Raw genomic sequence first — 21,332 nt, forward strand, 5'->3', positions numbered from 1 at the left:
CCTCGTTAATTTAATTAATTCTTGGGTTTAGGACATTTAAAATTTTCAGGATATTGAACCGATGCTTCACGAGCACGATGTAATGCTGATCTAATAGCCACATAAGGATCGGTAGAATTCTTCATCACATAATCACTAAACGGTAATACAACATATCGATCGTTTATTTTACTAACTGCTATTACTCCTAAGTCAAAATCATTATGAGTGTAGTACATTAATGGATTAAGAGCATAATTAGTAATTACCGAATCCGTCATATCTCTTGCGTTAGTACTACCGATTATCGGCAATACTAAATAAGGACCTGGGGCAACTCCATAATGTGCGAGGGTACTGCCGAAAGTTTGACGTTCAGACGACAAACCTACTTTACCTGCTACGTCAAATAAACCTCCTATGCCAAGCGTCGTGTTAATGAGAAACCGCCAAACGCTTTTCATAGTTTTATCGTAATTTAACTGAAGCCCGTAATTTATCGCTGTAAGCGGTGTATCAACATTACTGACGAAACTATTAACACGTGCTTTTACGTAATCATTCGTGATATTCTTATAACCTATTGCTAAAGGACGCAATATTATATAATCTAGTACAGAATTAAATGCAAACACTTTACGGTTAAATTTTTCGTATGGATCGTAAACTTCCAAGCAACCGTTTTTATTTCTTCCACCATTATAGTTATATATGTCATTATCAACATATTCAAGATCAGCTCTTGCGAATAGTGAGCATAGTATAATAGATAGTATAATTAAAATTCTCATTGATTTATGTTATTTTCTTACAAACAATAATACTATATTTATTGTTTTCCGCTAGTATTATTTCTTCCGCAGTTAATATAGTAAAATTATTTTTTTGTAAAATATTATTTATTTCATTCAAGTTAAACATAAATTCTTTGCGTTTTACTGAGAATTGCGTCTTCGTGGCGTTCGGTAAACAAAGAGCAAAATGCCCTTGTTCACTAAGAGATGAGTATATTAAATTAAAATATTCTATTAAATTGTTAGTAAACGATAATCCGCAAAAGCTAAAAATAACATCAAATTTATTAGAGTTTTGTTTTAAAAATTCATCGATAGTAAAATTATATATTTGATCGTAAATTTTAGTGTTCGGGTAATATGTCTCTTGTAAATCATTCATTAAAGTAGAAATTTCTACACCGGTTAAAGTAAAATTTTCCGGAAAACGTTTTTGTATTTCATAACCTACCAGCCCTATATTACTTCCAAGTTCCAAAATAGAATAATTATCCGGTACATCAGATATCTGCTTGAGTGTATCATTAACAAACCTATACGGGAGATGGATATTTTTATCGTTATTAAAAATAGTAGGATAATATTGTGCAGTTAAATCACGATATTTTCCCCAAATTTCTCCCGGTATTTCAGTAATATCCTTATAATTTTTTAAAAAATTTATAAATATAGCTTTATATTTTTCATTAGTTTTTTCTAAATATTCTATAGCTTGTCCGTAATTATTTTTTAAAAAATAAACCCATCCGATGTGATAATATACTTTAGAATCATTAGAATTAAAAAATTTATCTACTAGTTTAAACCTAAGCAAGGCATCATTTAAATTACCTCTATATAAATGATCAAGTCCAAGCTGATAATTAGTTTCGGCTAAATGAGAGAATTTATATTTACAATCACTTATATAATCTTTAAATTCTAAAATTTTATTCTTAATAAAATGTGGTATATTTATTATAGTTAAGCAATAATGTTTGATTTTGTCTTTTATTTTACTGAGCATAGCTTAATTACTAAATTAATATTACTTACTATAATAAAGCATATCTTGATAAATTTTTAAATAAAATAATTTTATTGCGATTAAAATTGCTGTATTATCGCTTTTGTAGGTCAAAAGGGTTAAAAACCGTCATTGCGAGGAAATTGCATAGCAAATGACGAAGCAGTCTCAGGATGCTTGACAAGATTGCAACAATGCTTCGCTCCTCGCAATGACGATTTGGTATCCACATAACAATACCTAATGCACTAATACAGACTCAAAATTATGTCAATTATTTCTACGCGACTAAATTCTATAAAGCCGTCGCCGACCCTTGCAGTCGTTAAAAAAACTCTTGAACTTAAAAAAGCGGGAGTTGATATTATCGCACTTGGTGCAGGTGAGCCTGATTTTGATACACCTGATAACATTAAAGAAGCAGCGATTAAAGCGATTAAAGACGGCTTTACTAAATATACTAACGTTGAGGGTATGCCACTTCTAAAGCAGGCGATAAAAGACAAATTCAAACGTGAAAATAATATAGATTACGAACTTGATGAAATAATAGTAAGCACCGGCGGTAAGCAAGTTATATATAATTTGTTTATGGCATCTTTGGACAAAGGAGATGAGGTAATTATTCCGGCACCTTATTGGGTTTCATATCCTGATATGGTTGCACTTAGCACAGGAACGCCTGTTTTTGTAAATTGTGGAATTGAAAATAACTTTAAATTAAGTGCGGAAGCTTTAGAACGTTTAATTAACGATAAAACTAAATGGCTTATTATTAACTCACCTAGTAACCCGACAGGTGCAAGCTATAATTTTGAAGAGCTAGAAAATATTGCTAAAGTTTTAAGAAAATATCCTCATGTGAACGTAATGTCCGATGATATTTACGAGCATATTACTTTTGATGATTTTAAATTTTATACATTAGCCCAAACAGCACCTGATTTAAAAGAGAGAATATTTACCGTAAACGGAGTATCTAAAGCTTATTCTATGACAGGTTGGCGTATAGGCTACGGCGTGGGTTCTAAAGCTTTGATTAAAGCAATGACTATTATTCAGTCGCAAAGTACTTCAAACCCTTGTTCAACAAGTCAAATGGCTGCTATTGAAGCATTAAACGGTCCTCAAGATTATATAAAGCCTAATGCTTTAAATTTTCAAAAAAAGCGTGATCTTGCTTTATCAATTTTGAAAAAAGTAAAATATTTTGAGTGCTATAAGCCGGAAGGAGCGTTTTACTTATTTGTTAAATGCGATAAAATATTTGGGCATAAAACTAAAACAGGAAAAATTATTGCAAATAGTAATGATTTTGCCGAATATTTACTTGAAGAAGCAAAAGTTGCCGTAGTACCCGGTATCGCTTTCGGCTTAGAAGGCTATTTTAGAATCTCTTACGCTACTTCTATGGAAGAGCTAGAAGAGGCTTGTATGAGAATTGAGAGAGCTTGTGATGCTTGAGTATGTCATTCCCGCGTAGGCGGGAATCCATAAAAAATAACCATTAATATTTACATATTCAACAAAATAAACCTATAAAAAACTTGTTTTTTATAGGTTATACTGGATTCCCGCCTACGCGGGAATGACATTAAACCGACCAATAAAAAACAATGCGGAAAGCTTTTAAAGAATTTTTAAAAAATAATAAATACGTACTTAGTGTAATTACTATTTTACTATATTGGTATTTGCGTTTTGTTTATTTTACATCAAAACAGAAATTTATTTTTTACGATAACGGCAATAAGGAAAAATTCTTAAACGAACAAGGGGTAATCTTTGCATTTTGGCATAATATGCTTGCCTTAAGTACGGCTATGTTTATAGGACATAGAAATATCTATGCTTTAATATCACCGCATTTAGACGGGAAAATTTTAAACGATTTAGTAGGAAAATTCGGTTGCAGAGTTATAGTAGGTTCTACTAATAAAAATCCAATTGGAGCTTTACGTAATATTATAGGTAAGTTATCTCAAGGTGCAAATATAATAGTCACGCCGGACGGTCCTAAAGGGCCGGTATATAAAGTAAATAGCGGCATTACCGAAATTGCTTATAGATATAATAAAAAACTTATTCCTATAGTCAGCTCCACTTCTAGATGTTTCAGATTAAAAAGTTGGGATAAATTAATAATACCCCTACCGTTTGGTACCATTAAAATCATAGTTGGCTCACCTTTAGAACTCACAAATGATAAAATACAAAACCATATAAGCCTTGAAAAACAACTAGCAAGCTTAACAGAGAGTTTAAAGAAATGATGTTATTATATTATGCTTTAAGCTTTATATTATTACCTATTTATTTTATCATAATTCTTATACGTTTATTAATAGGTAAGGAAGATATAAGACGCATCCAAGAACGTTTTGCTATAGGTAAGTATCGACAAGACTATTCATTAGACTTCTTACATAACGAAGCTAATAAAGAGAAATTTAAAGGAGATACGAAACGCAGAACCGCAGCGTACACAAGCGTACGTGAGGATTCGAGTACCGGATCGACGTCTAAATTACCTTTAGAAGCAAGTTATGCAAGAAGTCTAATATGGATTCATGCAGCTAGCGTCGGCGAGTCAATGGCAGCTTTAACTTTAATAAGTAATATAAGTAAACGCTATCCTGACATTCGTTTTTTAGTAACTTCTTGGACTAACAGCTCCGCTAAAATATTAACTGCCAAATTACCTAAAATAGCGGTTCATCAATTTTTACCGATAGATAATATTATTTTTACTCGAAAATTTTTAAAAAATTGGCAACCTAATTTAGGTATTTTTATAGAATCGGAATTATGGCCGTGTACTATTAATGAAGGGGCGAGGCAGTGTAAATTACTGCTAGTAAATGCTCGTATTTCCGATAAATCGTTTAAAGCTTGGCTAAAAAGAAAAAGCTTCTTTCAGCTTATCCTTAAAAATTTCAGTAAGATTATCATGCAAAGCGAACGTGACTTACAAAAATTCAATGAACTTGGCATATCAGATGCAATTAATTTAGGCAATATTAAATATGCTAACGAAAAACTTCCAGTTAATCAAGAAGAGTTATCAAAATTAAGCTCACATTTAGAAAATAGACAAGTGGTGGTATTTGCTAGCACTCACCCTGAAGATGAGGAAGTGATTTTACCCATAATCAAAAACCTAAAAGAGCAGTTTTTAGATTGCTATATTATCCTAATTCCCAGACATCCCGAGCGAGTTAAATCAATTATCGATAATTGTAAGTCACATAATTTATCCGCTACCGCTAAGTCACAAAATGATTTACCTGTTTTAAGCAATGATATTTATATAGTTGATAGATTCGGTGAAATGGGATTGTTTTTTTCTGTAGCTACAATTTCTTTTATCGGCGGTTCTTTTAAACAAGGTGGGCATAATATTTTAGAAGCGGCATATTTCTCTAATTGTATTATATTCGGTCCCGATATGAGTAAAAACACCGATATCGCTAAAGGCGTACTACAAAATGAAGCAGCTATTCAAATCATAAACGGTGAAGATTTACTAACCAAACTAACATATCTACTTAGCCCTAATAATTCTCTAGAACTTAAAGCTTATCGTGAAAAAGCTTTAAAATTTGTTGAAAATAACCAAAAAGTCTTAGATGAATATTTACAGGTAATTACGAAGTTTCTTTGATAGAATTTAACTAAAAAACTCTTATTCCCCTGGGTCGTGCCTCCGTATTGCAGTTTAGAGTAAATAGTCTATAATCCTCAAACAGTAATAAGAGAGAATTATAGTTAAGGAGTTATGGCAAAAATAGATGTTAAGTGTAGATATTGTAACAACACAGAAGAAGTAATAAAGTCAGGATATTCAATTTCAAAACAACAGAGATATCAATGCAAGCGGTGTAATCGATATTTTCAATTGGAGTATATTAATAATGCATCTAAGCCTGGAGTTAAGGAGCAAATAGTAGAAATGTCAATCAACGGCTCTGGAGTTAGAGATACAGTAAGAGTATTAAAAGTGGGTATCAATACAGTTATCCGTGTTTTAAAAAAATCTAGTATTAAAAAACAATAAATCATTCTATCAGTACAACAGAAGTAATTATTGCTCCTGAGATAGATGAACAATGGTCTTATGTACAGAATAAATCCATACAACGATGGCTTTGGTATGCCTTGGATAAGATTTCGTTAAAAGTAGTTGCTTATACGTTTGGTACAAGATGTGATAGCACATTAGAATCATTACTGAAAAAACTAGAGAATTTCAAGGTGACTTTTTACTATACAGATGGATGGGGGAGTTATGCTAGGTTATTAGACCCTAAAAAGCATATTATCAGTAAAAAATACACTCAACGGATAGAACGAAGTAACTTGAACCTTAGAACGAGATGCAAGAGGCTTGCACGTAAGACAATCTGCTTTTCCAAGTCATTGGATATTCATGATAAGGTTATTGGTACTCTTATTGAACGTATAGCTTTTTAATAGGCGTAACTGCAATATGGAGGCATGACCTTCTCCTGAAAGCTCTATAGTAAATTCGCTATCTACGTGGGCGATTTCTATAGTCCCGTTATTTTCTAGTATTTTTTTATGCAAAAACTTGTAATATCCACTATTTACAGGCAAAGAACATAGTTTACCGTTATAAACGGTTAATGCGGGATACCATTGGTTATAAAAAATTATAGGAGTGTTTGGCAACAATAACTTATTTAATTTTCCGTCTCTACCGTAACGTATCTTTAGAAAAGCAGGATCATCTTTGGACATTGAACCATCCGAATATTTTAAAATTAGAGAAAGTTCAAAAGTCCCTCGGTCATGCCTCCATATTGCAGTTACGCCTATTAAAAAGCTATACGTTCAATAAGAGTACCAATAACCTTATCATGAATATCCAATGTGTAGAAGTCAAGATTTAATCTTACAGACATTATAAAAATTATATCTGAATGTCTGATAAGTTATGACTGTCAGATGAGTATTCAAGATATAAGATTTCGTTATTCTTTTCAACAGCTAACTTTTTACTATCCATAAAAGTCTGCATAGGTGTTTTTCCATAGCAATATTTACCGGAATGCGGTCTTTCATTATTATAATATTCTAGCCAAATATCAAGATCTAGTTGTAGATCATCAAGATCAGTATAGATCTTTTTACGCATAGCAGTATCAAAGAATTCTTGTTTCATAGTTTTATTAAAACGTTCACACATACCATTTGTTTGAGGAGAATATGCTTTAGTAGTAGTATGCTCAATACCCTCAATGCTTAAGAACAATTCAAAAGCATGATGTTCTATATTACCTTTATACCCACCACCTCTATCAGTTAAAATACGAAGTACTGGTATTTGCTGACTCTCATACCATGGTAACACTCTATCATTAAGCATGTCAGCAGTGGTAAGTGCTGTTTTATCAGTATATAGTTTAGCCTCTGCAACCCGAGTGTAACTATCAATAAACACTTGAGAATATACCTTGCCTATGCCTTTAAAATTACCTACATAATATGTGTCTTGGCATCCTAGATAACCTGGATGCTGTGTATCAATCTCACCATGAGCTTCTTTCTCGCTACGCCGTTTCTCTAATACTTGTAACTGAGCTTCGGTAAGAACAATACCATCCTGAGCCATTTTGGCTTCTAATGCTTTAAGTCTTTTATTGATATTATTTAAATCATTACGTAGCCAAATAGATCTAACTCCTCCAGGTGATACAAGAATACCAGTCTTTTTAAGCTCATTTGATACTCGCAGCTGACCATAAGCGGGGTATTCTATTGCCATATCTAATACTGCTCTCTCTACGGCAGGATCAACTCTATTCGCTATAATTGGCTTCTTCCGACTAATCTCATATAATGCTTCTTCTCCTCCTGTTTCATATAACTCTTTAAACCTATAATAACTGTCTCTACTGTAACCCATAGCTTTATATGCTGACGATATACTACCAAGACTCCTAGCTAATTCTAGTAATCCTATTTTTGGCTTTATTATTTTTTGATTTAGATTCATCTCTAATCCTCCATTTAATATTATCTTAATTTTACTAAATGTAAGATTAAATCTCAACTATTACACATTATATGAGATTAGTCGGAAGAAGCCAATTATAGCGAATAGAGTTGATCCTGCCGTAGAGAGAGCAGTATTAGATATGGCAATAGAATACCCCGCTTATGGTCAGCTGCGAGTATCAAATGAGCTTAAAAAGACTGGTATTCTTGTATCACCTGGAGGAGTTAGATCTATTTGGCTACGTAATGATTTAAATAATATCAATAAAAGACTTAAAGCATTAGAAGCCAAAATGGCTCAGGATGGTATTGTTCTTACCGAAGCTCAGTTACAAGTATTAGAGAAACGGCGTAGCGAGAAAGAAGCTCATGGTGAGATTGATACACAGCATCCAGGTTATCTAGGATGCCAAGACACATATTATGTAGGTAATTTTAAAGGCATAGGCAAGGTATATTCTCAAGTGTTTATTGATAGTTACACTCGGGTTGCAGAGGCTAAACTATATACTGATAAAACAGCACTTACCACTGCTGACATGCTTAATGATAGAGTGTTACCATGGTATGAGAGTCAGCAAATACCAGTACTTCGTATTTTAACTGATAGAGGTGGTGAGTATAAAGGTAATATAGAACATCATGCTTTTGAATTGTTCTTAAGCATTGAGGGTATTGAGCATACTACTACTAAAGCATATTCTCCTCAAACAAATGGTATGTGTGAACGTTTTAATAAAACTATGAAACAAGAATTCTTTGATACTGCTATGCGTAAAAAGATCTATACTGATCTTGATGATCTACAACTAGATCTTGATATTTGGCTAGAATATTATAATAATGAAAGACCGCATTCCGGTAAATATTGCTATGGAAAAACACCTATGCAGACTTTTATGGATAGTAAAAAGTTAGCTGTTGAAAAGAATAACGAAATCTTATATCTTGAATACTCATCTGACAGTCATAACTTATCAGACATTCAGATATAATTTTTATAATGTCTGTAAGATTAAATCTTGACTTCTACATATAATGCTTCTTCTCCTCCTGTTTCATATAACTCTTTAAACCTATAATAACTGTCTCTACTGTAACCCATAGCTTTATATGCTGACGATATACTACCAAGACTCCTAGCTAATTCTAGTAATCCTATTTTTGGCTTTATTATTTTTTGATTTAGATTCATCTCTAATCCTCCATTTAATATTATCTTAATTTTACTAAATGTAAGATTAAATCTCAACTATTACAATTTAACCCTGTGTGATGGCTGCTACTTCATCGGCGAAGTTTTTTTCTTCGTGTTCTATACCTTCACCAAGTTCGTATCTAACAAATTTGGTGATGTTAATTTCTGCATCGAGTTCTTTTTCAGCATTTTTAATTACTTCCGCAACAGTAAGTTTAGGCTCAAATAAGAAATTTTGCTGAAGCAATACAACTTCAGAGAAGAATTTACGTATTCTACCTTCTACCATTTTTTCTATGATATTATCAGGCTTTCCTTCTTCTTTGGATTTTTCAAAAAATACTTTTCTCTCACGCTCTACAAGTGCTTGATCTAAGCTTGAATCGTCTATACTTTGCGGGTTATTTCCTGCTACATGAACAGCAATTTGTTTAGCTAAAGCTTCTAGCTTTGCTTTATCTTTTGCATTAGATTCAAGACCTACTAATACGGAAATTTTTCCTAGATTCGGTACAACTTCATTATGTACGTAGGAACCGATTGCTCCTTCGGATATCTCTAATATATCCATACGACGTAATGTTAAATTTTCACCGATTGTAGCGATATTTTCTATAATCTCCTCTTCAACTGATTTACCGCTTTGCATTTTAGATGTTTTTAGCGTGTCTATAGTTTTTGCAATTACTGCAAGATTTGCAATATCCTTAACTAGATCCTGAAATTGCTCATTTCTAACAACAAAATCCGTTTCGGAATTTACTTCAACCACCACTCCGGTAAGCCCATCAACTTTTACAGCCGTTAAACCCTCAGAAGCAATACGTCCGGCTTTTTTTGCTGCCGCAGCTAAGCCTTTCTTACGCAGAAAATCTATAGCTTCTTCAAAATTACCTCTGGTTTCTATTAATGCTTTTTTGCAGTCCATCATACCTGCACCGGTTTTTTCTCTTAATTCTTTAACCACTGCAGCACTTATATTTATTTCACTCATACCTTACTTTCTCCTTAATTATTATATTTGGCTTGGGATGTATAGATAACTAATCGTCATTGCGAGGAAAGGCGAAGCCTCGACGTGACAATCTCAGGAATCTTGTACTGTTACATGAGATTGCCACGCAGCCTTACGGCTGCATAGCTCATGACGGTTCAAGTGTCCAAACTACGCATTATCAGAATTTTTATTTTCATCGGCATCATTTAATGCTTGCTCAAATTCTGTATTTGTCTCTTCATCAATATTTTTCGTTTTAGAGAATTTTTTAGCTTGTTTTAATTTAGAAACATTTTTAGAAGTTAACGCCTTATCTGTATGCTCCTGCATAGCACCTATATCAACCCCTGAAGCTTTCATTGATTCTTCAAGTCCTTGTAATGCCGCATCTGCAAATAAACTACAATAAAGTCTTATTGACCTTATAGAATCATCATTACCTGGAATCGGATAATCTACATTATCAGGATTAGAATTAGTATCGACTACTGCAACTATAGGAACATTAAGCTTTACCGCTTCATTAATTGCGATATGCTCTTTATTAGTGTCAATAACTACTAGAAGATCAGGTTTAGAATTAAGATTTCTAATACCGGCAAGAGATAGAAGTAACTTCTCTTTCTTACGACTCATATCAAGTATCTCTTTCTTAGTATAACCCATAAGTGCTTCTTCATTTTCTAAGGTTTTTTCTAGCTTATTTAGTTTTTCTATTGAACCCGCAATAGTTTTCCAGTTAGTTAGCATGCCGCCAAGCCATCTATGATTTACATAATATTGTCCGCATTTTTCAGCATATTCCGCTATAATATCACTAGCCTGTATTTTAGTACTTACAAATAATATTTTACCGTCTTTTTTTACGGTTTCATATATTGTATTTAAAGCAACACTCATTAAAGCGGCACTTTGTCTCAAATCGATTATATGAACATCATCACGTTCACCATATATATAAGATGCCATTTTAGGATTCCAACGTGAGGTCTTATGACCGAAATGCACGCCTGCATCTAATAATTCTTTAATGTTAACGGCCGGTATTTTTGACATTTTTAAATTCTCCTAATTGTTAGTTTATACCTCCGTAAGATGCTCATTCTAATGAACTAACATATATCTTACGTGTGAATTTTTTGCTTACATATTGTTCATGCTGCGACTCCTATGTCATTCCTGCGAAAGTAGGAATGGCATAGGAGCGACGCCGTCTTGACTACATATTAAGCCTACAAACTATATACGTATATTGCATAATTTACAAGCTTTTATTCTTTTCGCCAAATAGTAGTACCATCAGGTTTATCTTCTAGAATTATTTTTTCCTCTAATAACTGATTACGAATTTGATCGGCTAATAACCAATTTTTTTGTTTTTTTGCTTCCAAACGCTTATTTAGAAGCTCATTTATATAGAGTTCATCCACACCGCTATTAAACCACTCATGGGGAGCTTTATTCATTAAACCAATAAAATTAGCACAAGCAATAATAGCAGAGGCGTTAAGCTGCCTTTCTTCTTCAGTTTTAGAAATAAAAACACCTTTAGCATGGTCATTAATTATTTTAACGGCAAGCGGCGTATTCATGTCATCAAGTAAGCTTTGCATGAAATTGTGAGGTAAATCTATTTTTTGTACATTAATATTTTCTATGGCTCTATACCAATAATCTAAAGTCTTTTTAGCATCTTCTATAGCTTTATCATTATAATCAAGTGGACGCCTATAGTGACTACTTAATAAGAATAATCTTACTACCTCTCCTGAAATTTCTTTATCCATTAAATCCCTTACGGTAATAAAATTACCGAGAGATTTACTCATTTTCTCACCGTTCACCGTTAGAAAGCCATTATGTACCCAATATTTAGCATAGGTAGAATCCGGAAAAGCACATCTACTTTGAGCAATTTCATTAGTATGATGCGGGAAGATTAAATCTACTCCGCCACCGTGAATATCAAAGTTCTCACCTAAATATTTGTAGCTCATGGCCGAACATTCAATATGCCATCCAGGGCGACCAAATCCCCAAGGACTTTCAAAATTCATATTTGCGGATTCATTTGGCTTTGCCGGTTTCCATAACACAAAATCCTGTGGATGCTTTTTGGTTTTGCTGTTTTCTATACGCACTCCCTCAAACATTTCTTCTAAATTCCGGTTAGATAATTCCGTATAATTTGGAGCTGATAGAACATCAAAATAGACATGATTATCAGCAATATATGCGTGATCTTTTGCTATTAAGCGTTCTATTATTTCGATCATTACATCAATATGCTCTGTAGCTTTCGGCTCAATACTCGGTAGCATGCAACCTAAATATGCCATATTTGTATGAAACTCTTGCGTAATTTTATCAGTCAACTCATTAATAGTAATGTTAAGTAGCTCAGCCCTATCGATAATTTTATCGTCAACATCTGTAATATTACGTACGTATTTTACAGATTGCACACCAAATATTTTTATAACTATACGGTAGAGTAAATCATATACCACTCCCGACCTGCTATTACCTATATGAGGATTATCGTAAACAGTCGGTCCGCATACATACATTTTTACTTTAGTCTTATCTTGAGGGTTAAAAACCTCTTTGGTACGGCTAAGAGTATTATATAAGTGAAATTGAATTTGCATATTTTATTTACCAAAAATTGAGATGCCATTAGTATGTGATGTATTAAGCACATTTTGGTTAAAAAATCTATTAGTTAACAAAAATTAGTAATTAATAGTTTACATAAGTTAATAAACATTATATAATTCGCCTCGTTTATATTTAAAAAAAATAATAACTGATCGAGGTTTGAATGAGCTTACAAAATTCCCGCTCAAAAAAATATGTTTTAACTTTTTTCATGTCAACATGTTTGTTGACTAGTAGCTTTTTAAGTACAAGTGCTAGAGCGGCAAGCTTTACCCAATTAGCTAACCAAATACCAACCTTGAGCGGTCTTTCCGAAGTACAAGGAAAACAGAAATGGAATAGTTATACTTTACAAGAAAAACAAGAAGCATGGAGAAGAGCAAAGTTGACACCTGATTTTGTTCAAGCAATGATTGATATGCAAACCGGTTTTACTGAAAGTGATTTATCGAGTCGCAATAACAAAACTAGGCATAAAGCAAGAGAAAAAAAAGCAGAGCTTGACTTATATATTGCCGGAACGAAACAAGGCTTTAAGGAAAAAGTTGACGAGTATATTTCACAAGGAAAAATTCCTACGCCTGAAGAAGCAGCACAAAACCTTGAAATAGATTATGGTGCTAAAAAAACAGATAATAAACTAAAAAAAAATCAAATTGTACGCCGTGCCGAAAAGGATAAAAAAGCATTACTAGATCTGTATATTCGCTCAATAACAACTTCAGTTAAAGAAAAAGAATACATAACTACCGGTCAAGTCCCTGAATTAGGTGAACTAGAGAAAGTTCTTAATATAAGTAAAGAAGAAGCAAAACACCGTAGAACCATAATAAGAGATCAAGTTATGGCAAATGAAAGACCAAAGCTTGTACGTAGTGGTACGGTTCTTACAAAAAAGGAACTACATAAACGTTTTGGTAAAGACACTACTACAGATGACACAAAATATATTGACGATATAACCACTGAGGTTATGTATACTAAAAAACAAGAATTCATAAATAGTGATTCTGTTCCTGAAGCTAAGAAAATAATGAAAGAATATAACGTGGGCAGAGTACGTGCAGAGCTCTACCTAAAGCAAATAGAAGAAGGAAAAAAAACAAAGCTTCTAGCAGACAATAACCAAAACGCTACTAAACCCTTTACTAAGCCTTCTAGCACAACTACAAATACTGCAGGAACATTTTCGGGGGTTCCTTTTGACACAGGTAGAACAAAACCAGAAACAAAATCATTCGACTTTAAAGGATCAATGCATAGTCTTCTAAATAGTAAACAGGAGGATCAATTAAGCAAGACTGAACAACACTTAAAACAGCAAATAAAATTAGAAGAAAATAAAGGAGAGTTTAAGGAAATTTTAACAAAAAATCCTATAGACGCATTACAATTTGCAGAACAGAATAATTTAGATAATTCTTTTAAACAGGAAGCTATATCTAATATTGACTTAAGTAAGGATACAGACAGGATATTATTTACTGTTGATGATAAAGGTAATAGAACAATATTAAATACAATATTAACTACTACTCCAGAACACAAAGATGAACTTATTAAGCAAGCTCAACACCATGCCATACAAACTTTACCAATATCTATATCTGATAAAGACGTTAGTGACAAAAAAAAATTAACGCTTGCAACACTGGCTGCAACAGAAGATAAAAAAGTACTAGAAGCATCATTAGATAACTGGTTAAGTACTAACGGATATAAACGCAAGCCGGAAGTAGAGTCTTTAATCTCTATACTTTTATCTGATGAAACCACATTAAAAGCAGGAATAGATAAAATTTTTGGGTTACCTGTAGAAAACAATGTTAATAATAATTCAAATAAAGGTCAAAATGGCGTTCCTGTTCCTCCGCCACCCCCTCCTCCGTTAAATGGAACACCGACTTCTACAGCTTTTAATAGTTCAAATCCTAATCATAAATTTGATTTAAAAAATTTTGAAGCTACATATCCTAGTTTATATAAATCGTATAATGAATTTATTCAAAATACAACTTTAGCCAGTCAAAGTCAGGCGACCACAACGTCTAATAATATACCTGATACTAAGGCTAAAATGGGGGAATCACTTGAATTACTTAAACAGAAAGTTACTAAGCAGAATGAGGTAATAGGCTTAATACGTAATGAAGTAACAAAATTGTATAACTTTTCTCCTAAAACTTTTATAAATTTATTTAACACTGAGAACGAAGAGATTATCAAGAAAATTGAACAAATTGCTAAAAGAGAGGATATACAAAAAATACTTCAAGATAATGATATAAAAATAACATCTACTTTTGTAAATAAGATTTTTAATGAATCGTTAGAACAAACAAAACAACGTCTTCGTTCATCTAATATAATAAACGCAAAACAATATAAAAGGATTGAGCAATATGCAAACAAACAAGAATGCGTAGCAGAATTCTTAAGAATTACAAATCTTCTAGAGCAATTAAAGTTTGCTAATAAATATATAAATATTCTTGGACAAAGTACCTTTAATGGTAAACTTAATGAATTAATAGAAAGCCCTAATAAGTTAACGTCCTCACAAAAAATTAATTTTGTACTTCAAGGGTATCAAGAATTAACTAGGGAAATTCCTACTGCTAAAGCTAATTTAAATAAATTAAAACAAAATATTTTAGAAAAAATTGAAATTCAACAATTAATCGCAAATAAAGATATAAGCCGAAAAGATTTATTGGATATACTAAATAATAAAAATCCTGAGTTATTAAAATCACTTCTTGAAGCTAAGGTTATTTTAGAAGAGAATAAACTTAATAATTTAGCTAACGAAGTTGATTTAAAGGAAATTATACCTTCTCTTAATTATTTAACTTCAGAGCAATTAACAAGCTTAATTAATAGAATAACTATAGAAGGAGTAAAAACAGCACTTAAGGTTAAATGGGAGCAAGAAAATAAAACCGTATCTAATAATACTGAAAAGCCGCTGATTTATAATAACGATACTCCACCTCCGCCGCTTCTTAATATCGGTACTCCAATGCCTCCCCCGATTCCTAATGGCAATAGTAACTTTGGACCTAATGATTATCTAATTAGCATGGGTTATACACAGGAATTTATAGATAGAATGGATAAGGTAAAACCTAACAATAATTTTGGTAAAAAGAAAAATCATAATTATAAAGCTAAGGATTTTAAATCTAATATAGGAAAAAATTATTATGAATCTACTTCAAAATTAGGAGGAACAGATATATTACTAACTGATTCACAAAAGTTAGAGAATGCTATTAAAAAAGAAGTATTAGCAAAATACATAGAAGAACCAGATAGAAATATGCAAGATGATTCTCTTTTAAAACAAGCATTTGAAGAAAAATTTTACTATGCTGAAGATAAAAATACAAAAATAATTCCTAAACTCTCTGAAGTAAATTTTGATCCAAACTTTATAGGACCAAGAACCGAAGTAGGACAAGAGATATACGAACTTTATGAACAAGAACTTCTAAAACTTGCAAGAGATCCGGTATTTATTGAGTATGTAAAAAACAATAATAATACCCAAAAAGATGGAAGAGAATTATTAATAAGCTTTATTGAACAAATAGAGTCTAAACGTCCTGAACTAGAACAAAAATACGGTAGCGATGTTCAATCAGAAGACAATAACCAGGAAAAGAAAGTAGGACGTTTAAATATGAAACAATTCCAATCATTGTTTCAGCAAGAAAACGAATCTGCAAATGACGAATCCTCAACAAAGGATGATCCACAACCTGAAGATAGTAATAAAAAGTCAGAGAAATCCGATTCAGAAACCGCTTTATCACCTAGGTTATTGAGTTCTAACGATAGCAAAAATGATAAATCATCAGATGACAAAAAATCACTTCTAGCCTTAAGATCTAGTGACGAAGACGATAAAGGATATGAAACTGAGGAAGAATTAGAAGAAAGCAATAATACAACTGAAGAAGAATCAAAAAAAGATATAGCTTTAGAAAGCGAAGATGAAGCTATCGATTTGTCATTCAAAACTGAAGCAATTGCAGAGCAAGATGAAGCGACACAGAGACAACAAGTATCTGATGACACCAGTAGGAAAGTAGCAATATTAGTTAAGGCAACTTCAACTCTCCATAAACCTGTTCACTATAATATTTTAAGTGATAGATTAAAGGTTGCTGCAATAGGTGCCGGTGATGAAGAACCAACTATCGCAAGAGGGGTATGGATTAGCGGCTTATACGACATTAACAAACAAGGAACTTGGAAGAATATTCCAAAATATCAAAGTCGTACAACCGGTGTAACTATCGGGGCCGATACTGAATTCATTAATAGTCATGATGTTATCGGAATAGCTTATAGCCGTTTAGAATCCCAAATTAAATATAATAAAAACCTAGGAAAAACAGCTGTTAACGGTCATCTTTTAAGCATTTACGGTCTAAAAGAACTAATTAAAGGTTTCTCGTTACAAGCTATAACATCTTACGGTCATAATTATATTAAGAATAAATCTAAAAGTATTAATAATATAATTGGAAAATATCAAAACAATAATTTAAGTTTTCAAACCTTATTAAATTATAAATATCGTACAAAATATGATTTACATTTCATTCCTAATATCGGTTTTAAATATGATTATTCAAGAGCTAGCAACTATAAAGAATATAATGTAGATATAGAAAATTTGATGATTCAAAAGAAATCAAATCAATCATTTGAAAGTAGTATTGGCGGTAAAATAGTATTTAAGCCTATAGCGACCGTAAATAATATAATATTAACGCCAAGTTTGTACGGTAATATTGAGCGTCACTTCAATAATAAAAATACAAAAGTTAATGCAAAAGCGACTTTTAAAGGGCAAACATTACAAGAAACAATTATTATACCAAAACAACCTAAGCTTGGATATAATATCGGTAGTAATATACTTATGAGTAGGAAAAATATAAATGTTCTACTTGAATATAATTATTATACCCATAGAAAATATCAAAGTCATCAAGGGCTTATTAAACTAAAAGTCAATTTGTAAAGCTATTACTCAGCCACTATAAGATTTTAGCTTATTAGTGGTTGAGCATACTTCGACACAAGTTGGAAAAGAGCAAGGAGTCTATAAGACAAGGAACGGCAGCAGTTATTAAAAACTCAACATCCGAGGAGTTACAAAAACATTGTAGCCGATTTGCCAAATTCACCTGTAGAAGTCAAGATTTAATCTTACAGACATTATAAAAATTATATCTGAATGTCTGATAAGTTATGACTGTCAGATGAGTATTCAAGATATAAGATTTCGTTATTCTTTTCAACAGCTAACTTTTTACTATCCATAAAAGTCTGCATAGGTGTTTTTCCATAGCAATATTTACCGGAATGCGGTCTTTCATTATTATAATATTCTAGCCAAATATCAAGATCTAGTTGTAGATCATCAAGATCAGTATAGATCTTTTTACGCATAGCAGTATCAAAGAATTCTTGTTTCATAGTTTTATTAAAACGTTCACACATACCATTTGTTTGAGGAGAATATGCTTTAGTAGTAGTATGCTCAATACCCTCAATGCTTAAGAACAATTCAAAAGCATGATGTTCTATATTACCTTTATACTCACCACCTCTATCAGTTAAAATACGAAGTACTGGTATTTGCTGACTCTCATACCATGGTAACACTCTATCATTAAGCATGTCAGCAGCGGTAAGTGCTGTTTTATCAGTATATAGTTTAGCCTCTGCAACCCGAGTGTAACTATCAATAAACACTTGAGAATATACCTTGCCTATGCCTTTAAAATTACCTACATAATATGTGTCTTGGCATCCTAGATAACCTGGATGCTGTGTATCAATTGTAATAGTTGAGATTTAATCTTACATTTAGTAAAATTAAGATAATATTAAATGGAGGATTAGAGATGAATCTAAATCAAAAAATAATAAAGCCAAAAATAGGATTACTAGAATTAGCTAGGAGTCTTGGTAGTATATCGTCAGCATGTAAAGCTATGGGTTACAGTAGAGACAGTTATTATAGGTTTAAAGAGTTATATGAAACAGGAGGAGAAGAAGCATTATATGAGATTAGTCGGAAGAAGCCAATTATAGCGAATAGAGTTGATCCTGCCGTAGAGAGAGCAGTATTAGATATGGCAATAGAATACCCCGCTTATGGTCAGCTGCGAGTATCAAATGAGCTTAAAAAGACTGGTATTCTTGTATCACCTGGAGGAGTTAGATCTATTTGGCTACGTAATGATTTAAATAATATCAATAAAAGACTTAAAGCATTAGAAGCCAAAATGGCTCAGGATGGTATTGTTCTTACCGAAGCTCAGTTACAAGTATTAGAGAAACGGCGTAGCGAGAAAGAAGCTCATGGTGAGATTGATACACAGCATCCAGGTTATCTAGGATGCCAAGACACATATTATGTAGGTAATTTTAAAGGCATAGGCAAGGTATATTCTCAAGTGTTTATTGATAGTTACACTCGGGTTGCAGAGGCTAAACTATATACTGATAAAACAGCACTTACCACTGCTGACATGCTTAATGATAGAGTGTTACCATGGTATGAGAGTCAGCAAATACCAGTACTTCGTATTTTAACTGATAGAGGTGGTGAGTATAAAGGTAATATAGAACATCATGCTTTTGAATTGTTCTTAAGCATTGAGGGTATTGAGCATACTACTACTAAAGCATATTCTCCTCAAACAAATGGTATGTGTGAACGTTTTAATAAAACTATGAAACAAGAATTCTTTGATACTGCTATGCGTAAAAAGATCTATACTGATCTTGATGATCTACAACTAGATCTTGATATTTGGCTAGAATATTATAATAATGAAAGACCGCATTCCGGTAAATATTGCTATGGAAAAACACCTATGCAGACTTTTATGGATAGTAAAAAGTTAGCTGTTGAAAAGAATAACGAAATCTTATATCTTGAATACTCATCTGACAGTCATAACTTATCAGACATTCAGATATAATTTTTATAATGTCTGTAAGATTAAATCTTGACTTCTACATCTTGGCATCCTAGATAACCTGGATGCTGTGTATCAATCTCACCATGAGCTTCTTTCTCGCTACGCCGTTTCTCTAATACTTGTAACTGAGCTTCGGTAAGAACAATACCATCCTGAGCCATTTTGGCTTCTAATGCTTTAAGTCTTTTATTGATATTATTTAAATCATTACGTAGCCAAATAGATCTAACTCCTCCAGGTGATACAAGAATACCAGTCTTTTTAAGCTCATTTGATACTCGCAGCTGACCATAAGCGGGGTATTCTATTGCCATATCTAATACTGCTCTCTCTACGGCAGGATCAACTCTATTCGCTATAATTGGCTTCTTCCGACTAATCTCATATAATGCTTCTTCTCCTCCTGTTTCATATAACTCTTTAAACCTATAATAACTGTCTCTACTGTAGCCCATAGCTTTACATGCTGACGATATACTACCAAGACTCCTAGCTAATTCTAGTAATCCTATTTTTGGCTTTATTATTTTTTGATTTAGATTCATCTCTAATCCTCCATTTAATATTATCTTAATTTTACTAAATGTAAGATTAAATCTCAACTATTACAATCTTATATCTTGAATACTCATCTGACAGTCATAACTTATCAGACATTCAGATATAATTTTTATAATGTCTGTAAGATTAAATCTTGACTTCTACATATTATATCTTCTCGCTCCTCCTTGCCTCTGTTCCCCTCCATAATATAACTCTTTTAAATATTCTTCACAAAATGTGAAAATTATTGTTCCTCTTTTCTTTAAACTTCTGTTATATTCTTTCCAGTTGCAAACTTTTTGTAGCTTTGACATACACACTTGTGGTTAAGTTTTTTGTCAATTTACTACTTTTCTTAGTTCGCAGCTACTTTTTTTATATCTACGCAACAAGGTCTTGCAGGAATGACGGTTTTGGTATCTATGCAACAAAGCCTTGCGGGAATGACGATTAGGTATCCACGCAATAGTCTGGATAACAATCAAAGAATAATTCACGTAAGCAAGCTTTTTTCAGGATAGAAGTTAGTATAATTTTATGATTCTTTTATAGGATTTTGTGTAGGCTTTAGGCTTTCTGCTATTTTATTCAGGTCTATTTGACTACAGATTCCCAGTAATACGGGATCACGGGGACGAATAGAATTCATATTCCAATGGCTACGAGTTCTAATAGCGTCTATAGTAGTCTTAGTAGTGCCTATTAATTTAATTATTTGATGGTCTTGGATGTTCGGATAATTAGACAATAACCAATATATAGCATCCGGTTTATCTTGACGCCTTGCTATAGGAGTGTATTTAGTACGCTGTTTTTTCTGATTTTTCATCAACTCATCAGCAGGGCTATATGAAATTTGTAAATTAGCATTAGGATCTTTACTGCAACGTTCAATTTCCTCTAAAGTTAACTGGCCGTTTGCAATTGGATTTAAACCTTTTATAGATTGTGCTACTTCACCGTCAGCCATACCTTTTATTTCAAATTCATGAATACCGCAAAAATCGGCAATTTGTTTAAATGTTAAAGAAGTATTTTCAATTAACCACATAGCCGTGGCTTTTGGCAGAAGCGGTAATGTTTTTTGCGAATTCATGATAATTGTTTTTGGCTTAATTTA

General features: G+C 32.5%; 15 protein-coding genes and 4 pseudogenes. 7 read left to right on the plus strand and 12 right to left on the minus strand.

The genetic code is table 11. From position 1 onward, the window contains the following. Positions 1-14 precede the first annotated feature (14 nt). Positions 15-770: an MlaA family lipoprotein gene (locus AC0ODJ_RS00525; protein WP_218460992.1), complete on the minus strand. Its 756-nt coding sequence runs from the start codon at positions 768-770 to the stop codon at positions 15-17. Between the two features lie 4 nt (positions 771-774). Continuing rightward, on the minus strand, positions 775-1,779 hold the full coding sequence (locus AC0ODJ_RS00530; protein ID WP_218460993.1) for a class I SAM-dependent methyltransferase: 1,005 nt from the start codon (positions 1,777-1,779) through the stop codon (positions 775-777). A gap of 267 nt (positions 1,780-2,046) precedes the next feature. Between AC0ODJ_RS00530 and AC0ODJ_RS00535 the strand changes: the two genes are divergently transcribed. From AC0ODJ_RS00535 to AC0ODJ_RS00550, 4 genes are all read left to right on the plus strand, one after another. Beyond that, positions 2,047-3,243 carry a pyridoxal phosphate-dependent aminotransferase gene (locus AC0ODJ_RS00535; protein WP_218460994.1) on the plus strand — a complete coding sequence of 399 codons (1,197 nt, stop codon included), beginning with the start codon at positions 2,047-2,049 and terminating at the stop codon, positions 3,241-3,243. 152 nt (positions 3,244-3,395) lie between these two features. Continuing rightward, positions 3,396-4,052: a lysophospholipid acyltransferase family protein gene (locus AC0ODJ_RS00540; RefSeq protein ID WP_218460995.1), complete on the plus strand. Its 657-nt coding sequence runs from the start codon at positions 3,396-3,398 to the stop codon at positions 4,050-4,052. Further along, positions 4,049-5,443 (plus strand): lipid IV(A) 3-deoxy-D-manno-octulosonic acid transferase, encoded by a 1,395-nt coding sequence (gene waaA, locus AC0ODJ_RS00545; protein WP_218460996.1) that lies wholly within the window; start codon positions 4,049-4,051, stop codon positions 5,441-5,443. The genes AC0ODJ_RS00540 and waaA overlap by 4 nt, the downstream gene beginning before the upstream one ends. Positions 5,444-5,557: 114 nt before the next feature. Next, positions 5,558-6,252 (plus strand): IS1 family transposase gene (locus AC0ODJ_RS00550; protein WP_474464353.1). Its coding sequence is split into 2 segments (ribosomal slippage): positions 5,558-5,831 and positions 5,831-6,252, totalling 696 coding nucleotides; the frame shifts between segments, so codons are not numbered across the junction. On the opposite strand, the gene AC0ODJ_RS00555 is transcribed toward AC0ODJ_RS00550, so the two are convergent. Next, positions 6,196-6,540, minus strand: a complete 345-nt coding sequence (locus AC0ODJ_RS00555; protein WP_474465845.1) for a hypothetical protein — start codon at positions 6,538-6,540, stop codon at positions 6,196-6,198. The genes AC0ODJ_RS00550 and AC0ODJ_RS00555 overlap by 57 nt on opposite strands. Before the next feature lie 172 nt (positions 6,541-6,712). Then, positions 6,713-7,798: an IS481 family transposase gene (locus tag AC0ODJ_RS00560; protein WP_474465606.1), complete on the minus strand. Its 1,086-nt coding sequence runs from the start codon at positions 7,796-7,798 to the stop codon at positions 6,713-6,715. A gap of 67 nt (positions 7,799-7,865) precedes the next feature. On the opposite strand from AC0ODJ_RS00560, the pseudogene AC0ODJ_RS00565 reads away from it, so the two are divergent. After that, positions 7,866-8,795: pseudogene (locus AC0ODJ_RS00565) on the plus strand (IS481 family transposase); the annotation flags it as partial. Between the two features lie 38 nt (positions 8,796-8,833). Here the strand turns inward: AC0ODJ_RS00565 and AC0ODJ_RS00570 are convergent. The 4 genes and pseudogenes from AC0ODJ_RS00570 to cysS form a co-directional block, all read right to left on the minus strand. Then, positions 8,834-8,995 (minus strand): annotated as a pseudogene (locus tag AC0ODJ_RS00570) (helix-turn-helix domain-containing protein); the annotation flags it as partial. Between the two features lie 67 nt (positions 8,996-9,062). Further along, positions 9,063-9,992 carry a translation elongation factor Ts gene (tsf, locus tag AC0ODJ_RS00575; RefSeq protein WP_474464539.1) on the minus strand — a complete coding sequence of 310 codons (930 nt, stop codon included), beginning with the start codon at positions 9,990-9,992 and terminating at the stop codon, positions 9,063-9,065. A gap of 171 nt (positions 9,993-10,163) precedes the next feature. Next, positions 10,164-11,051 (minus strand): 30S ribosomal protein S2, encoded by an 888-nt coding sequence (gene rpsB, locus AC0ODJ_RS00580; protein ID WP_218460341.1) that lies wholly within the window; start codon positions 11,049-11,051, stop codon positions 10,164-10,166. A gap of 215 nt (positions 11,052-11,266) precedes the next feature. After that, a complete protein-coding gene (gene cysS, locus AC0ODJ_RS00585; protein WP_218460342.1) occupies positions 11,267-12,646 on the minus strand; it encodes a cysteine--tRNA ligase in 1,380 nt (459 codons plus the stop codon). A gap of 173 nt (positions 12,647-12,819) precedes the next feature. Between cysS and AC0ODJ_RS00590 the strand changes: the two genes are divergently transcribed. Then, on the plus strand, positions 12,820-17,694 hold the full coding sequence (locus AC0ODJ_RS00590) for an autotransporter outer membrane beta-barrel domain-containing protein (protein WP_474464548.1): 4,875 nt from the start codon (positions 12,820-12,822) through the stop codon (positions 17,692-17,694). A 206-nt stretch (positions 17,695-17,900) separates the two neighbouring features. Here AC0ODJ_RS00590 and AC0ODJ_RS00595 read toward each other — a convergent pair. After that, positions 17,901-18,518: pseudogene (locus AC0ODJ_RS00595) on the minus strand (integrase core domain-containing protein); the annotation flags it as partial. Between the two features lie 65 nt (positions 18,519-18,583). Here AC0ODJ_RS00595 and AC0ODJ_RS00600 point away from each other — a divergent pair. Further along, entirely contained in the window at positions 18,584-19,669 is a 1,086-nt protein-coding gene (locus AC0ODJ_RS00600) for an IS481 family transposase (RefSeq protein WP_474465608.1), read from the plus strand. A gap of 38 nt (positions 19,670-19,707) precedes the next feature. Here AC0ODJ_RS00600 and AC0ODJ_RS00605 read toward each other — a convergent pair. The 3 genes and pseudogenes from AC0ODJ_RS00605 to AC0ODJ_RS00615 all read right to left on the minus strand — a co-directional run. Further along, positions 19,708-20,214 (minus strand): annotated as a pseudogene (locus AC0ODJ_RS00605) (helix-turn-helix domain-containing protein); the annotation flags it as partial. A gap of 156 nt (positions 20,215-20,370) precedes the next feature. Beyond that, positions 20,371-20,526 carry a hypothetical protein gene (locus tag AC0ODJ_RS00610; protein WP_474464555.1) on the minus strand — a complete coding sequence of 52 codons (156 nt, stop codon included), beginning with the start codon at positions 20,524-20,526 and terminating at the stop codon, positions 20,371-20,373. Between the two features lie 221 nt (positions 20,527-20,747). Next, positions 20,748-21,308 (minus strand): cell cycle transcriptional regulator TrcR, encoded by a 561-nt coding sequence (locus AC0ODJ_RS00615; RefSeq protein WP_474464559.1) that lies wholly within the window; start codon positions 21,306-21,308, stop codon positions 20,748-20,750. Positions 21,309-21,332 lie beyond the last annotated feature (24 nt).

The organism is Rickettsia senegalensis (assembly GCF_056135685.1).

Excerpts from the sequence above, each read along its gene's own strand:
- AC0ODJ_RS00555 (WP_474465845.1), bottom strand. The coding sequence starts at position 6,540 with ATGTCCAAAGATGATCCTGCTTTTCTAAAGATACGTTACGGTAGAGAC.
- AC0ODJ_RS00525 (WP_218460992.1), bottom strand. The coding sequence starts at position 770 with ATGAGAATTTTAATTATACTATCTATTATACTATGCTCACTATTCGCA.
- AC0ODJ_RS00615 (WP_474464559.1), bottom strand. The coding sequence starts at position 21,308 with ATGAATTCGCAAAAAACATTACCGCTTCTGCCAAAAGCCACGGCTATG.
- AC0ODJ_RS00610 (WP_474464555.1), bottom strand. The coding sequence starts at position 20,526 with ATGTCAAAGCTACAAAAAGTTTGCAACTGGAAAGAATATAACAGAAGT.
- AC0ODJ_RS00600 (WP_474465608.1), top strand. The coding sequence starts at position 18,584 with ATGAATCTAAATCAAAAAATAATAAAGCCAAAAATAGGATTACTAGAA.
- rpsB (WP_218460341.1), bottom strand. The coding sequence starts at position 11,051 with ATGTCAAAAATACCGGCCGTTAACATTAAAGAATTATTAGATGCAGGC.
- AC0ODJ_RS00535 (WP_218460994.1), top strand. The coding sequence starts at position 2,047 with ATGTCAATTATTTCTACGCGACTAAATTCTATAAAGCCGTCGCCGACC.
- AC0ODJ_RS00540 (WP_218460995.1), top strand. The coding sequence starts at position 3,396 with ATGCGGAAAGCTTTTAAAGAATTTTTAAAAAATAATAAATACGTACTT.
- AC0ODJ_RS00560 (WP_474465606.1), bottom strand. The coding sequence starts at position 7,798 with ATGAATCTAAATCAAAAAATAATAAAGCCAAAAATAGGATTACTAGAA.
- AC0ODJ_RS00530 (WP_218460993.1), bottom strand. The coding sequence starts at position 1,779 with ATGCTCAGTAAAATAAAAGACAAAATCAAACATTATTGCTTAACTATA.
- waaA (WP_218460996.1), top strand. The coding sequence starts at position 4,049 with ATGATGTTATTATATTATGCTTTAAGCTTTATATTATTACCTATTTAT.
- cysS (WP_218460342.1), bottom strand. The coding sequence starts at position 12,646 with ATGCAAATTCAATTTCACTTATATAATACTCTTAGCCGTACCAAAGAG.
- tsf (WP_474464539.1), bottom strand. The coding sequence starts at position 9,992 with ATGAGTGAAATAAATATAAGTGCTGCAGTGGTTAAAGAATTAAGAGAA.
- AC0ODJ_RS00590 (WP_474464548.1), top strand. The coding sequence starts at position 12,820 with ATGAGCTTACAAAATTCCCGCTCAAAAAAATATGTTTTAACTTTTTTC.